This window comes from Peribacillus sp. NPDC096540 (assembly GCF_050278525.1).
Classification (GTDB): domain Bacteria; phylum Bacillota; class Bacilli; order Bacillales; family DSM-1321; genus Peribacillus.
On record NZ_JBNNTG010000005.1, the window covers coordinates 47,804 to 62,611 of the forward strand.

Sequence of the window (14,808 nt, forward strand, 5' to 3'; positions counted from 1 at the left end):
ATATGATGGGGGAATTTCATCAAAAGCCCGTTACGTTTGTAAGGGAAGTTAGTATTAATGTCATGCATTTGGATAATGCCATCACATTTTATCAAGATATCATAGGTCTCCAATTATTGAAAAAAACGGATCGCAAAGCTGTTTTAACAACAGACGGTAAAACCCCGTTGCTTACACTTGAGCAGCCCGTTGATGTAATTCCAAAAGAAGGAAGAACAACAGGCTTATATCACTTTGCGCTTTTGCTGCCAACCCGTGCTGACTTGTCGATCTTTTTACGCCATTTACTTCATACAGAATACCGGTTTGGAGCTTCGGATCACGATGTAAGTGAAGCGCTGTACATCACTGATCCGGATGGAAATGGCATTGAAGTCTACTGGGACCGTCCATCTTCTGACTGGACATGGGCAAATGGGGAAGTTGCGATGGGAACGGATCCGTTAGATGGAAACAGCCTTCTGGCAGAAAGTGACGCCAAGTGGAGCGGACTGCCTGCTGGTACGTTAATGGGACACATTCATTTACATGTAGCAGATCTACAAAAAACAGAAGAATTTTACATGTTGGGTCTTGGGTTTACTATTGTGAATCGATTCGGAGGAGCTCTCTTTACTTCAACCGGCGGATATCATCATCATATCGGATTAAACACATGGAATGGCGTTGGCGCTCCTGCCCCAAGGAAAAACAGTGTAGGACTCAACTGGTATTCACTTGTTTTTACAGATGATGAAGCGAGAAACAAAGTGATTGAACAACTAAACAAAATCGGTGCAGAAGCTACAAGGGAAGACGATTTTTATGTCATCACAGATCCGTCAGGAAATGAGATTCATTTAGTTATCTAAAGCCTTTCGGGTTGAAACTATAGTATATTCAGAAAGTATTGGTGAGAAAAATGGGATTTTTTAGTAAGTTATTTGGAAATAAAGATACAAGTACAGAGGAGAATAAAAAAATGACAAAAGTATTATTTATCAAAGCGAACGATCGACCAGCAGACCAGGCAGTAAGCCCAAAAATGTATGATACATTTTTAAAAACTTACAAAGAAGCGAATGGTACGGATGAAGTGATTGAGTTAGATTTATTTAAAGAAGAGCTACCGTACTATGGTAATACAGCGATAACTGGGATGTATAAACGAAACCAAGGTTTTGAACTGACACCTGAAGAAGAAAAAGCAGCTAGTTTAGTTGATCAATATTTGAATCAGTTCCTTGCCGTGGATAAAGTAGTATTTGCTTTTCCTTTATGGAATTCAACGGTACCTGCTCCGCTAATCACGTACCTTTCTTATTTGGCTCAAGCTGGTAAAATGTTTAATTATACAGCGGAAGGTCCTGTTGGATATGCTGGTGATAAAAAAGTCATGCTATTAAACGCTCGTGGCTCAGATTATGCCTTAGAAGGAATGGCTTCTGCTGAAATGGCTGTAAACTTAGTAAAAACCATTATTAGCCTATGGGGCATCAAAAATCCTGAAGAAGTGGTTATTGAAGGACATAATCAGTATCCAGATCGCACACAAAAAATCATTGCAGATGGTTTAGAGAACGTTGCAAAAGCAGCTGAAACATTCTGATTGTGAAGTGAAAAGAATAGCAGGCAAAGGAAGGCCATCACTATCAATCGGGGCCTTCAGACTGTAGACAAATTCGTAGAAAGCGAGTTTGCCTGCAGTTTTTTTATTGAAAAACGTTTCAGTTGATTTCAGAAATCCGCTCCCTTTCCGCCGACTGTCTGCCAAGCCTCCTCGCCGCAAGCGTCTGTGGGGTCTCGGCTAGCCAGTTATTCGGCAGGAGTGTCGCAAATTTCTTCCATCCATTTAGGATTCCATAAAGCAGAATTAAACCATTTTTTTAAATCACGGTTCGGGATGTGACCATTCCAAACTCCCTTTTGTCGATAAACAAAAGGCCCTCCATATCAATGGGGGCCTTCTTTGTGCGGGAATGATGTTATTTAACCTGATGCTTTTTCAAGCGGTATTGAAGACTTTGACGACTTATATTCAAGGCTTTAGCTGCTTGTGAGATATTCATGCCGTGTTCCTTTAATATTTTCTCCAAATAAATCTTTTCTGTATTAGCAATATAATCATCAAGAGACATGGTTGTGTCTTGTAATTCTTCATTTTGAAGAAGGTCATTTTTTATATCCAGTTGAGTTTCTTCTATATGTGCTTTCTTTTTAAATAAAGTTGGAAGGTGCGGGATCTCAATTTTTGTATCCCCAGGTTCTAGTAAATTCATAGCCCCTTCAATAATATGCTCAAGTTCTCTTACATTTCCTGGCCATTCGTAATCATAAAAAAGAGAGTAGACCTCATCGCTGATTCCTTCAATATCCAATTCAAACAACGCATTGAACTTTTCAATAAAGGATTGCGCCAGCAAAGGTATATCTTCTTTCCGCTCACGAAGTGGAGGGATAAATAAGGATACAACGCTTAATCGATAATATAGATCCTTTCGTAAATGATCATTTGAAATCGCATCTATTGGATCTTCATTTATCGTTGCAATGACTCGAACATCAATTTTTTTGTCTTTTGTATCTCCTACTCGGCGAATCGTTCTTTCTTGAAGGGCCCGTAATAATTTTGCTTGCAAATTCGGGTTTAAAGAATTGATTTCATCAAGAAGGATGGTTCCGCCTTGTGCCTGTTCAAATAACCCAGGCCTTTCAATGGATCCTGTGAAAGCCCCTTTCTTCGTTCCAAAGAGAATTCCCTCAATTAAACTATCTGGCAGTGCAGCACAGTTTTGACTAATAAAAGGATGTGTCGAACGGTTACTTCCATTATGGATACTTTGGGCAAAGAGTTCTTTTCCGGTACCTGTTTCTCCGACTATTAGGATGGAGGATGTGGTTCTTGTGGAACGCTTGCTCTTTTCAATTACGTCTAAGAAATTCTCACTAGTTCCAATGATGCTGTCAAACGTATATTTGGTATCGCCCTTGTTTAAAATATTATCTTTAATAATTCTTTCAAGATTTGTTATATCCTTTGCTACTTCAATAGCACCGATAATATTTTGCTGCTGATCTAAAATCGGAAACGTATTATTGATTGTTGTAATTTCCTGTCCGAGATTATTAAAGTAGGTCTGTTTAGAGTTTTCAGTTGCTTTGCCGGAATGAAGAGCCCGTATTAGCGTACTCTCTGTTTCCTCCTGGAACTTAAAAATATCTGGAATCTTTTTCCCTAATACATCTTCTGAATCCATTCCTTCAATTTCAGCCATTTTTTTGTTATAAACAATGGTTAGACCTTCTGTATCTATTATATGTATCCCAATATCAATTACATCTACGAGTGAATATAGGATGGATTGAAAACCTTCTATTTTTATGATTTGATCTAAATTCATTATTACCTCCTACTATTATTCATTTCTTAGAGATTATTGTAGAGGATTTGTAGAAAAGGCGCAATAAAAATTTGCACAGCAAGATTATTTTGCATTAAAGTGCAAACTTTTTTTGCGCAAAAGATAAAAATTCCTTGTTTTTCGTGAAAAAACAAGTTGGCACAAATCTTGCATTAATAAAAACTATAGCATTCAAGCCACAAATTAAGAATTATAGCAAAAAATAATGGCACAATTTGCTTACATTTTGCCAAAAGTGCTAAATTTCTTTGCATTTCCCTTGGGAAAGTCTATATTTTTCGAAAAAGTTGAAAAGTTGGCACGGAACTTGCTAGTTATAAAGAGAGAAGTAAAAACATAAATTTTAGGGAGATGAGACATAATGGTCCAACCATACAAACACGAACCATTTACTGATTTTAATAATGAAGCAAACAATAAAGCCTTTCAGGTTGCTTTGAATGATGTAGCAAAGGATTTAGGAAATAAATATCCATTAGTTATTAACGGTGAAAAAATCTTTACAGATGAAGTCATTACCTCTGTAAACCCAGCAGATAAAAAAGAAGTTATCGGGATTGTGTCAAAGGCAAACAAAGACCTTGCAGAGCAAGCTATGCAAGCGGCAGATAAGACATTCCAAACTTGGAGAAAAACAAAAGCAGAAATGCGTGCAAATATATTATTCAGAGCAGCAGCCATTGTTCGGAGAAGAAAACACTACTTCTCAGCTCTATTGGTTAAAGAAGCAGGGAAGCCTTGGAATGAAGCGGATGCTGATACAGCGGAAGCAATCGACTTTATGGAATACTATGCACGTCAAATGTTAAAGCTTAAAGACGGTATGCCAGTGGAAAGCCGCCCAATTGAACACAATACATTTAGTTATGTTCCACTTGGTGTAGGTGTCATCATCTCACCTTGGAATTTCCCTTTTGCGATTATGGCAGGTATGACGACAGCGGCTCTTGTTTCAGGAAATACCGTTTTATTGAAACCGGCAAGTACAACACCGGTCATTGCGGCTAAATTTATCGAAGTGCTAGAAGAAGCCGGCTTACCTGCAGGAGTTGTGAACTTCATTCCAGGAAGCGGTGCTGAAGTAGGCGATTACTTGGTGGATCATCCTCGTACGCGGTTCATCAGCTTTACTGGATCTCGTGATGTTGGAATCCGTATTTATGAGCGTGCGTCAAAAGTTAACGAAGGCCAAATTTGGTTGAAACGTGTCATCGCTGAAATGGGCGGTAAAGATACGATCGTTGTTGATAAAGAGGCAGATTTAGAACTTGCAGCACAATCCATCGTCGCTTCTGCATTCGGATTCTCAGGTCAAAAATGTTCTGCATGTTCACGTACAGTCGTTGTGGAAGATGTGTATGATCAAGTATTAAATCGTGTAATTGAATTAACAAAAGAAAAAACAGTTGGAGAACCAACGGATGTAAACAATTTCATGGGTCCGGTTATCGATCAAGCAGCTTACGACAAAGTCATGAGCTACGTTGAAATCGGTAAACAAGAAGGGAAACTTGTTGCAGGGGGAGAAGGAGACAATTCAAAAGGTTTCTTTATCCAACCAACAATTATTGCTGATGTGGATGAAAATGCTCGTGTCATGAAAGAAGAGATTTTCGGACCAGTGGTTGCATTCTGTAAGGCAAAAGATTTCAATCATGCAATCGAGATTGCCAATAACACGGATTATGGATTAACGGGTGCGGTCATCTCGAACAATATTGAACATATTGAACAAGCGCGTGAGGATTTCCACGTAGGTAACTTGTATTTCAATCGCGGCTGTACTGGTGCCATTGTAGGATACCAGCCATTTGGCGGATTCAATATGTCAGGTACAGATTCAAAAGCGGGCGGTCCTGATTATTTAGTTCTTCATCTTCAAGGAAAAACAACATCTGAAACGCTATAAATTTTAGGGGGAATCAACATGACAACATTAACGGATAAATTAATCGAGCAAACAGAACAATATGGTGCAAACAATTATAATCCACTTCCAATCGTCATTTCGAAGGCTGAAGGAGTTTGGGTGGAAGATCCTGAAGGCAACAAATATATGGATATGCTTAGTGCCTATTCAGCAGTGAACCAAGGCCACAGGCATCCGAAAATCATCGACGAATTAAAAAAACAAGCTGATCGCGTAACATTAACGTCCCGTGCATTCCATAGTGATAAATTGGGCCCATGGTATGAAATGGTTTCTCGCATTACGCAAAAAGACATGGCACTGCCTATGAATACGGGTGCTGAAGCTGTTGAAACAGCAATCAAGGCTGTTAGACGCTGGGGTTATGATGTTAAGGGAATCGCAGAAAACCAAGCTGAAATCATTGCTTGTGTCGGGAACTTCCATGGCCGTACAATGGCAGCGGTGTCCCTGTCATCCGATGAGGAATATAGAAGGGGCTTTGGACCGATGCTACCAGGGATCAAGCTTATCCCTTATGGCGATCTTGATGCATTGAAAGAAGCGATTACACCGCAAACGGCTGGATTTTTAATCGAACCGATTCAAGGTGAAGCGGGAATCATCATACCGCCACAAGGATTCTTAAAAGAAGCTTACGACTTATGTAAAGAAAATAATGTCCTATTCGTTTCCGATGAAATTCAATCAGGACTTGGCCGTTCAGGTAAAATGTTTGCCTCCGATTGGGATGAAGTGATTCCTGATATGTATATTTTAGGAAAAGCCCTTGGTGGTGGAGTATTTCCAATCTCTTGCGTAGCTGCAAACCGTGAAATCCTTGGCGTATTCAATCCTGGTTCCCATGGTTCTACATTCGGCGGCAATCCATTGGCATGTGCGGTTTCCATCGCTTCATTGGAAGTTCTTGAAGAAGAGAAGCTTGCGGAACGTTCATTGGAGCTTGGACAATACTTTATGGATAGTTTAAAAGAAATCAAGAATCCAATGATTAAAGATATCCGCGGCAGAGGCTTATTCATCGGAGTCGAATTAACAGAAGCAGCAAGACCTTATTGTGAGCAGCTTAAAGAAGAAAAACTGCTATGTAAAGAAACACATGATACAGTTATCCGTTTTGCTCCGCCATTAGTGATTACTAAAGAAGACTTGGATTGGGCAATCGAACGCATTAAAAGAGTTTTATCCTAATATACCTATGAGGTGAATTCCATTGAGTACAACTGTCAAAGAAGAAAAAGAAACTGCCAGCTTGCTTGATTCAACACAGGTCGTAATCAAGGAGGCGCTTGATAAACTTGGCTATTCTGAAGAAGTGTTCGAGCTTTTGAAGGAACCTCTTCGGATGCTGACCGTCCGGATTCCGATTAAGATGGATGACAATACGACGAAGATTTTCACTGGATACCGTGCCCAGCACAACGATGCTGTCGGTCCGACGAAAGGTGGAATCCGTTTTCATCCCGAAGTCGATGAGGAAGAAGTCAAGGCACTTTCAATGTGGATGAGTTTGAAATGCGGAATCGTGAATCTGCCATATGGCGGAGGAAAAGGCGGCATCATCTGTGATCCGCGCCAAATGTCCATCGGTGAATTGGAAAGGCTTAGCCGTGGATACGTTCGGGCAATCAGCCAAATAGTGGGGCCGACAAAAGATATTCCGGCCCCGGATGTTTATACGAATTCACAAATCATGGCATGGATGATGGACGAGTACAGTAGAATAAGAGAACACGATTCTCCTGGTTTCATTACAGGTAAGCCACTGGTACTGGGCGGTTCACACGGTAGGGAAAAGGCGACTGCACAAGGTGTCACCATCTGTATCGAGGAAGCGGCAAAGCGTAAGGGCATAGAATTGAAAGGTGCACGCATCATCGTTCAAGGGTTTGGGAACGCAGGAAGCTTTTTGGCCAAATTCATGCATGATGCAGGTGCGAAAGTGATTGGCATATCGGACGCATATGGTGCCATTTATAACCAGGATGGTCTGGATATCGATTACTTACTTGATAAAAGGGATAGCTTTGGAACGGTAACGACACTATTCGATAATACAATCACCAATCAGGAACTTCTGGAACAAGATTGTGATATTTTAGTGCCTGCTGCCATTTCCAATCAAATCACCAAAGAAAATGCACATCTTATCAAAGCCCAAATTGTCGTGGAGGCAGCGAATGGACCTACCACATTGGAGGCAACTAAGATCTTGACGGAACGCAATGTGCTTCTCGTACCTGATGTATTGGCAAGTTCAGGCGGTGTGACAGTTTCTTACTTTGAATGGGTTCAAAATAATCAAGGTTATTATTGGGAAGATGCTGAAGTCCAAACCAAATTAAAAGAGTTATTGGTCAATTCATTTAATCAAGTATATGAAATGTCCGAGACAAGAAAAGTGGATATGAGGCTGGCAGCGTATATGGTGGGTGTCAGAAAAATGGCAGAAGCCTCAATATTCCGTGGCTGGGTATAAGCTTTAGTCAAATAATGGAGAGTGGAGGAGTGATTCCGTGTTAAAACCGATTCATACCATCGAGTGTGCTCAGAATGGGACCATCGAACAAGTTTACGTTCAAAAGAATTCCTATGTTTATGAATGGGAGAGGCTCTTTTTAGTGAAAACGGAAGATGGAAAATTGATTGATGTTTCAATAGGTGCCAGTGGTCACATTACTGAAATTAATGTTTCGGCAGGGGATCCTATTAATAGAAAGCTTCCTTTAGCTTTGCTCCAAGACGATTTTGTTATAACAGGCTCTGATTAATAATAGAAAAGAGAGTGTTCCAAAGGTGTAGGCAATTCGACTTTTGGGATGCTCTTTTTTTGTTTTTCAAACAACTATCATAGTTATATTGGATATAGAGAATACCTAAAGCACGTTTACTAAGGAAAAGCACTTTGTTTCATGGTAAAATATCAGAATGATTAGACTTTTGCACCCTAGTAGCTTTTTCAAGGCTCCCGAATATTCTCATGAGTAAGCCACGCAGTTCCAAAAGAAGCAAGACGTAGTGGTGTGACTAATCATCAGGGACTGTTAGGCTATGAAATATTTTAAGTTGGATAGGAGGCTGGAAGGGTGAATAAGAATTTAGATATATTTAGTCAATTATCAGATTTTGATAATGTTTTGGTCGTCGATGACAAAGGGATGATTATTTTTCATGATATGGCAGATTTAAATGTTCTTAAAGAACTTGGAATACGGCCTGAAGAGTTCATGGGGAAAAATGTAACTTCATTTTATAAAAACATTACGAACGAAAATAGTACATTGATGAATGTGATAAAAACCGGGAAACCATTATGTAATATTAAGCAAGAGATGATCACCAAAACGGGAGAGGTTATTGAAACCATCAATTCCACATACCCAATTGCGGAAAACGATAAAATTATTGGGGCAGTAGAATTCTCTAAGCGCTACTTTTCGAAGGATGCTATTCAATATTTGGATAAATATTCGAGCCATAAGATTTTCAGAAAGAATAATACAGTCTATACAGTTGATGATATTATCACGGTTAACCCTAAAATGGAAAGTATTAAAGATAAACTTAGAAGAATTGCTCTAACAAACTCAAATGTTCTAATTGTTGGGGAAACTGGTACAGGGAAAGAACTTATTGCCCAGGCCATTCATAATTTAAGTGATCGATTTGGAAAGCCTTTTATTTCACTTAACTGTAGTGCAGTTCCCGCCAGCTTATGGGAAAGTACCTTGTTTGGCACGAATAAAGGGAGCTTTACTGGGTCGGAAGACATGCCGGGTTTATTCGAACAAGCTGAAGGTGGAACATTATTCTTAGATGAAATTAATTCCTTAGATATCAACCTTCAGGTGAAGCTGCTAAAAGCTATTGAAGAAAAAACAATCAGGAGATTAGGCGGGAAAAAAAATATCCGGTTGGACATAAGGGTAATTTCAGCAACTAATGAGGTCCCAGACATTTTACTTGCTGAGAAACGGTTGCGAGAGGATTTATTTTATAGAATAGGTGTTGTGCAGGTTGACCTGCCAAGCTTAATGGAAAGAAAAGAAGATATAGAAGTGCTTGTTGAACATTATCTGAATTTTTACAATAATACCATGAATATATATATAGATCGTGTTCAAAGGGAAGTACTAGAGTGCTTTAGAAGATACCCATGGCCCGGGAATATCAGAGAGTTAAAGAACGCTGTAGAAACGGCCTATAATCACGTTAGTTCTAATCAAATCACATTGGATGATATTCCTAGCAGAATTAAAGATTATGTAGAAGCTCCAAAAGCTGATCTTAAAAATATGAATGTAGATTCTTTAAAAGATGCGGTTCAGGAATTTGAAAAAGAGATTATTGTTCACCAATTAACCAAAACAAACGGGAAAATTGCGGAATCTGCCAGACAGTTGGGGATATCGAAACAATTATTAAAATATAAAATGGAAAAGCATAAACTGAGGTAAAAAAAACTTTACCATAGGGAGTGAAAATTTTTACTCCTTCTTCAATGGATATGGAAATTTAATACAATACAAAAGGGTCACCATTCTGGATGGATTATAGAATGGTGACCCTTTTGTCGATGGTAACGCTTAGTAAATAGAGAATTATTGAAATAATATTAATAATTATTAAAATATTGTTAAAACTGGCACGTAAATTGCTTAGATAAAATAAAGGGCGTAAAAAAAAGAAACCTATTATAAAAAACGATGCAATCTATTAATCGGTTTCAGTGAGTGAAAATTTGAAAAAAGAGGTGTGAAATGAATACAAACAAGATATTACGAGACAGCCTTATTTTTGGTTTTGCTTTATTTGCCGTATTTTTTGGGGCAGGTAACCTGATTTTTCCTCCGTCAATCGGACTCGTGTCTGGAGCGGATTGGCTACCAGCGTTGGTAGGTTTCACTCTAACAGGAGTCGTACTTCCCATATTGGGAGTTGTTGCGGTATTAAATTCAAATGGGAAGTTTGAAGAACTGACAAGGCCGATTAGTCCTTGGTTTTATAAGTTATTTAATCTTGTTGTCATGATAGGGATTGCGATGCTCGTTACTGTGCCCCGGACGGCTGCAACCACTCATGAGATGGGAGTTCATACTTTATTCCCCCATGTCCCATCTTTCCTAACAATGATTGTTTTTTTTGCATTGAATTTTTATTTTGCAAGTGATCGATCCAATCTAATTGATAAAGTGGGACAAGTGCTAACGCCGGCATTGTTTGCCATTCTTCTCTTTATCGTCATCAAAGGTACATTCGATCCTATTGGTGCCCCTATAAAAACGGAGCTTTCCAATCCATTTTCCCATTCCTTTTTTAGCGCTTACCAGACGGGCGACGTTTTTACGGGCCTTCTTTGTGCCTCGGTATTCATTGGCTCAATTGCAGCTAAAGGGTATACCGAACCTTCTAAAATGAAGAAAATAGTGCTGAATGGAACAATAGTCGCTGGTATTGGTTTACTCATTATTTATGGTGGGTTGCTGTATATTGGTGCCACTGGAAGTGGTCTATTCCCGAAGGATATGGAGAGCTCGCAGCTCGTAACAGGGCTGGTTTATAACCTTCTCGGAGACTACGGTACGATTGCATTAGCTATAGCGGTTTCTTTAGCTTGTCTCACTACCTCAATTGGTATTACTGCATCGATAGCGGACTTTCTTAGTGGGCTGACGAACCAGAAAGTGAGTTATCGCAATTGGGTACTCGTGGTTAGTGTCGTAGGTGTTTTAATGGGGGTACTGGGTGTTGAAAAGATAATCGCCTACTCCGTGCCGCTATTCATGGGGATTTATCCTGTTTCAATTGTCATCGTCCTACTCGGTGTATTCCGTAAATATATACCAAACGCAGGAGCCTATAAGGGATCAATTATATTAACATTTATTATCAGTCTAGTTGAAACATTGGGAAGTATTGGTATCAACATCGAATTTATGAACGAAATTATTTCCATAATTCCATTCAGTTCATATGGGTTTGCGTGGCTCATTCCAGCTGTAATAGGTTTCATTGGAGGGACGCTTATTCATAAACGAACTTCTAAAAAGCAGGTTCATGAAATCCCTTCGAGCTCTATCGAATAGCAGCAGCCTGAGCTTTTAATTCTCTTTAAGCATGCTGATAGAAATAGAACGAAATTTAAAAGTTGTTATGAAAATTGCGTTGAATATAAAACTGTTATGAATAAACAGAAAAATGAAAATTAATAAGTGGATTTTCTACTTGTAGAAAAACTCAAATTTTAAGGGAGAGAGAAAGTATGAATACGGATAAAAATAACGAAATTATTTATGTTAACGGGAAAATATTTACATCAAATTTGGAACAGCCCTATGCGAGCGCTATGGTTGTTCGCGATGGACGCATTGCATGGGTTGGAGAACATCCAGAAACTGATGGAATGAATGGAGAGCGTGTAGATCTTCAAGGGCGACGGGTACTCCCAGGTTTAATTGATGCGCATCTGCATCCCTTATTTCTAGCTAAGGCTTCCAAGCAAATCCCATGTATGCCGCCAGTCGTTGAATCGATTGAAGATTTGATAAAAGAGGTTCGTAAACAGCGTGAATCTCAGAATTCTGAGGATTGGATTGAAAGCTGGGGATATGATGAAGGGAAATTAACGGAAGGACGTTCACCTTCACGCTGGGATTTAGATAAAGCCTCAAATGGTGCCCCAGTTATTATAACTCGAACATGCGGCCATATTGTTGTGGTGAATAGCAAGGCATTGGAATTGGCCGGAATTACTAGAGACACTCCAGATCCAGATGGAGGGAAAATTGATAGAGATTCAGAGGGTGAGCCAACTGGCGTTTTACGAGAAAATGCCAAAGAACTGGTCAATAAAGTGATGCCGGTTCAAACATTTGATGAAGAAACAGATGCTCTTGTGGAACTAAGTCCAAAATTGCTTTCACATGGAATTACTGCGATTACTGAACTTTTAGCAAGAACCCAACCGAGAGATTACTTAGAAATGTATAATGCAGCACACGAAAAGGGCCTCAAGCAACGCACAGTGCTGTACTATATTTGGGAAGATATGAAGAATGACCCGATATTAGATAAGGACAAAACAAATAGAAAACTCCAAAATCATATTGGAGGGGTTAAACTATTCTCAGATGGCAGTGTATCCGGTCAAACAGCGTGGATCAATCCTCCATTTTTAGGAGAAGGAGAGAACTATGGCATTCAAATGACCTCTAAGGAAGAGTTAATAAGTGCAGCTGAAGCAGCCGAGAAAAACAATATTCAACTGGTCATACACGCAATGGGTGAGCAAGCAATTGATTTAATTGTGAATACTTTTTACGGCAAGAAGGGGTGGATCACTGATGGACCATCCATAAGAATTGAACATGCGGCCATGCCTACAAAGCAAGCTCTTCAAAGGGCAGCTGAAGCGGGAATTGCTTTTGTTCCCCAACCAATCTTTTTATACGCTGAAATCGAGAGTTACCTTAATAACTTAGGTGCAGAACGTACGAAGCAAACCTATCCAATTCAATCCATGTTAGAGGCAGGTATTAAGATAGCATTCTCATCTGATGCACCAGCAACGGCATGGGTTGATCCAGTCAATCCGTTTGTAGGAATTAAGGCAGCTGTCACACGTATTGCATATGATGGTACGGATACAGGGCAGGACCAACGTATAGACGTACCAACGGCTATTACGCTTTACACCCGAGCCGCTCAAGAAATCACACGGATTCCAAACGTTGGGCAACTTACACCTGGTTATCATGCAGATTTTATTGTGCTAGACCAAGATATTTTGAATATTAGCCCAGAGGAAATAGATAGAATTAAAGTAGAAGAAACCTATATGGGTGGTCAATTGGTTTTTCAAAAAGAAAAGGCCTTAACTAAATAATATAAAAGGGGACGAAAAGGGGGGATACTTCCCTTTTCGTCCCCTTTTATTTCAGTTAAGTAGATGATCCTATCCTGTGTGTGTCGTGGCATAGAAGACATAAAGCTTCTGTTCTAAATAAAGTGTAAAAAAATTTTTACGGTAAGGGTAAAAAATTTCACTCCTTTTTTGATTTAAAGCATGTTATGGATGTTGCCCTGAATAACAAATTTATAAGAAGTTGTTAAAAATGAAAAAAAGTTGGGTTAAAAATCTTGATAAGTTTAGGGAATATTAATTTGAAAACTAAATTACAAACAGAATATTAACAGAAAATTAATAATTGGCACACAAATTGCTTTTTAAGTTTTATAAGGTATTCAATCATAGTTTCTATTTACCTAGTTTTTTCATTTTTTGAGGAGGTATTGATATGTCCACTTTAACGTTAAATTCCGCAATAGAAGGTGTAAGGGAAGACGTGATCAACTGGAGACGTCACTTTCATCAGTATCCAGAATTGTCTTATCATGAAGCGAAGACCTCGCAATTTGTTTACGAAACACTAGAATCATTTGGAAACCTAGAAGTAACGCGTCCTACGGAATATAGTGTAATGGCCCGCTTGATTGGCTCACAACCGGGAAAAACATTGGGCATCCGTGCAGACATGGATGCGCTGCCGATTGAGGAAGAGAATTCTTTCAATTTTATTTCTCAAACTCCAGGGGTCATGCATGCTTGTGGCCATGATGGTCATACGGCTATGCTGCTTGGCACGGCTAAGATTCTCTCTGGAATGAAAGATCATATTAAAGGAGAAGTACGCTTCTTTTTTCAACATGCAGAAGAATACTTCCCTGGCGGAGCTCAGGAAATGGTTGATGCGGGCGTGATGGATGGTGTGGATTATGTTATTGCAGCCCATCTTATATCAACACTTGAATTTGGGAAGATTGGCATTTTATATGGTCCGGCGATGGCGGCTCCTGACGGCTTCCATATTACGATTAAAGGAAAAGGGGGGCATGGTTCTGCGCCGCATGAAACAATTGACAGTATCGCTATCGGTGCACAAGTGGTCACAAATCTTCAACATATTGTTTCGCGCAACACAGATCCTCTGGACAACTTGGTTCTTTCTATCGGAAAGTTTGTCGGGGGAGAGGCGGCAAATGTAATTGCCAACTCCGTAGAGATTAGCGGAACGGTTCGCAGTTTTGACTTGAAATTCCGTGACTCCATGCCAGTACTTATGGAAAGAGTCTTGAAAGGAATTACAGAAGCACATGGGGCATCCTATGAATTTGAATATCTATGCGGATATCGTCCAGTCATAAACAATGATGAAGTGACGAAGGTTATTGAAGATACGGTTCGCGAAATCTATGGTGATGAAGCGATTGACTTTCCTAAACCACAAATGGCTGCAGAAGATTTCTCTGCTTTTCAACAGAAAGCACCCAGCTCATATTTCATAATCGGTGCAGGCAATAAGGAAAAAGGAATCGTATATCCCCACCATCATCCTCGATTTACTTTTGATGAAGACGCAATGGAATATGGCGTAAAAATTTTTACTAACGCTGTATTTAAATTTTTACTATAAAGAA

At 39.4% G+C, this 14,808-nt stretch carries 11 protein-coding genes; 10 read left to right on the plus strand and 1 reads right to left on the minus strand.

Features of this window, described 5'->3' with window-relative positions:
• Window positions 1–5: 5 nt before the first annotated feature.
• Both ACQKMR_RS06975 and ACQKMR_RS06980 read left to right on the plus strand, forming a co-directional pair.
• Entirely contained in the window at window positions 6–851 is an 846-nt protein-coding gene (locus ACQKMR_RS06975) for a VOC family protein (RefSeq protein WP_427696807.1), read from the plus strand.
• A 50-nt stretch (window positions 852–901) separates the two neighbouring features.
• A complete protein-coding gene (locus ACQKMR_RS06980) occupies window positions 902–1,588 on the plus strand; it encodes an FMN-dependent NADH-azoreductase (RefSeq protein WP_427696638.1) in 687 nt (228 codons plus the stop codon).
• Between the two features lie 376 nt (window positions 1,589–1,964).
• Here ACQKMR_RS06980 and ACQKMR_RS06985 read toward each other — a convergent pair whose 3' ends face one another.
• Window positions 1,965–3,380: a sigma-54 interaction domain-containing protein gene (locus ACQKMR_RS06985; RefSeq protein WP_427696639.1), complete on the minus strand. Its 1,416-nt coding sequence runs from the start codon at window positions 3,378–3,380 to the stop codon at window positions 1,965–1,967.
• A 382-nt stretch (window positions 3,381–3,762) separates the two neighbouring features.
• Between ACQKMR_RS06985 and pruA the strand changes: the two genes are divergently transcribed.
• The 8 genes from pruA to ACQKMR_RS07025 all read left to right on the plus strand — a co-directional run bounded on the left by pruA (window position 3,763) and on the right by ACQKMR_RS07025 (window position 14,804).
• Window positions 3,763–5,310 (plus strand): L-glutamate gamma-semialdehyde dehydrogenase, encoded by a 1,548-nt coding sequence (pruA, locus tag ACQKMR_RS06990; protein WP_427696640.1) that lies wholly within the window; start codon window positions 3,763–3,765, stop codon window positions 5,308–5,310.
• Window positions 5,311–5,328: 18 nt separating this feature from the next.
• Window positions 5,329–6,522 (plus strand): ornithine--oxo-acid transaminase, encoded by a 1,194-nt coding sequence (locus tag ACQKMR_RS06995; protein WP_427696641.1) that lies wholly within the window; start codon window positions 5,329–5,331, stop codon window positions 6,520–6,522.
• 22 nt (window positions 6,523–6,544) lie between these two features.
• Window positions 6,545–7,810 (plus strand): Glu/Leu/Phe/Val family dehydrogenase, encoded by a 1,266-nt coding sequence (locus tag ACQKMR_RS07000; protein ID WP_098373605.1) that lies wholly within the window; start codon window positions 6,545–6,547, stop codon window positions 7,808–7,810.
• Window positions 7,811–7,847: 37 nt separating this feature from the next.
• Complete coding sequence (locus tag ACQKMR_RS07005; protein ID WP_427696642.1) at window positions 7,848–8,102, plus strand: hypothetical protein; 255 nt, start codon at window positions 7,848–7,850, stop codon at window positions 8,100–8,102.
• 315 nt (window positions 8,103–8,417) lie between these two features.
• Window positions 8,418–9,788 carry a sigma-54 interaction domain-containing protein gene (locus ACQKMR_RS07010; RefSeq protein WP_427696643.1) on the plus strand — a complete coding sequence of 457 codons (1,371 nt, stop codon included), beginning with the start codon at window positions 8,418–8,420 and terminating at the stop codon, window positions 9,786–9,788.
• 303 nt (window positions 9,789–10,091) lie between these two features.
• On the plus strand, window positions 10,092–11,417 hold the full coding sequence (gene brnQ, locus ACQKMR_RS07015) for a branched-chain amino acid transport system II carrier protein (RefSeq protein ID WP_427696644.1): 1,326 nt from the start codon (window positions 10,092–10,094) through the stop codon (window positions 11,415–11,417).
• Between the two features lie 176 nt (window positions 11,418–11,593).
• Complete coding sequence (locus ACQKMR_RS07020; protein WP_427696645.1) at window positions 11,594–13,216, plus strand: amidohydrolase; 1,623 nt, start codon at window positions 11,594–11,596, stop codon at window positions 13,214–13,216.
• Window positions 13,217–13,628: 412 nt separating this feature from the next.
• Entirely contained in the window at window positions 13,629–14,804 is a 1,176-nt protein-coding gene (locus ACQKMR_RS07025) for a M20 family metallopeptidase (RefSeq protein ID WP_427696646.1), read from the plus strand.
• Window positions 14,805–14,808: the final 4 nt, after the last annotated feature.

Coding starts and splice junctions, on each gene's coding strand:
- ACQKMR_RS06975 (WP_427696807.1), top strand. CDS start 6: ATGGGGGAATTTCATCAAAAGCCCGTTACGTTTGTAAGGGAAGTTAGT.
- ACQKMR_RS06980 (WP_427696638.1), top strand. CDS start 902: ATGGGATTTTTTAGTAAGTTATTTGGAAATAAAGATACAAGTACAGAG.
- ACQKMR_RS06985 (WP_427696639.1), bottom strand. CDS start 3,380: ATGAATTTAGATCAAATCATAAAAATAGAAGGTTTTCAATCCATCCTA.
- pruA (WP_427696640.1), top strand. CDS start 3,763: ATGGTCCAACCATACAAACACGAACCATTTACTGATTTTAATAATGAA.
- ACQKMR_RS06995 (WP_427696641.1), top strand. CDS start 5,329: ATGACAACATTAACGGATAAATTAATCGAGCAAACAGAACAATATGGT.
- brnQ (WP_427696644.1), top strand. CDS start 10,092: ATGAATACAAACAAGATATTACGAGACAGCCTTATTTTTGGTTTTGCT.
- ACQKMR_RS07020 (WP_427696645.1), top strand. CDS start 11,594: ATGAATACGGATAAAAATAACGAAATTATTTATGTTAACGGGAAAATA.
- ACQKMR_RS07025 (WP_427696646.1), top strand. CDS start 13,629: ATGTCCACTTTAACGTTAAATTCCGCAATAGAAGGTGTAAGGGAAGAC.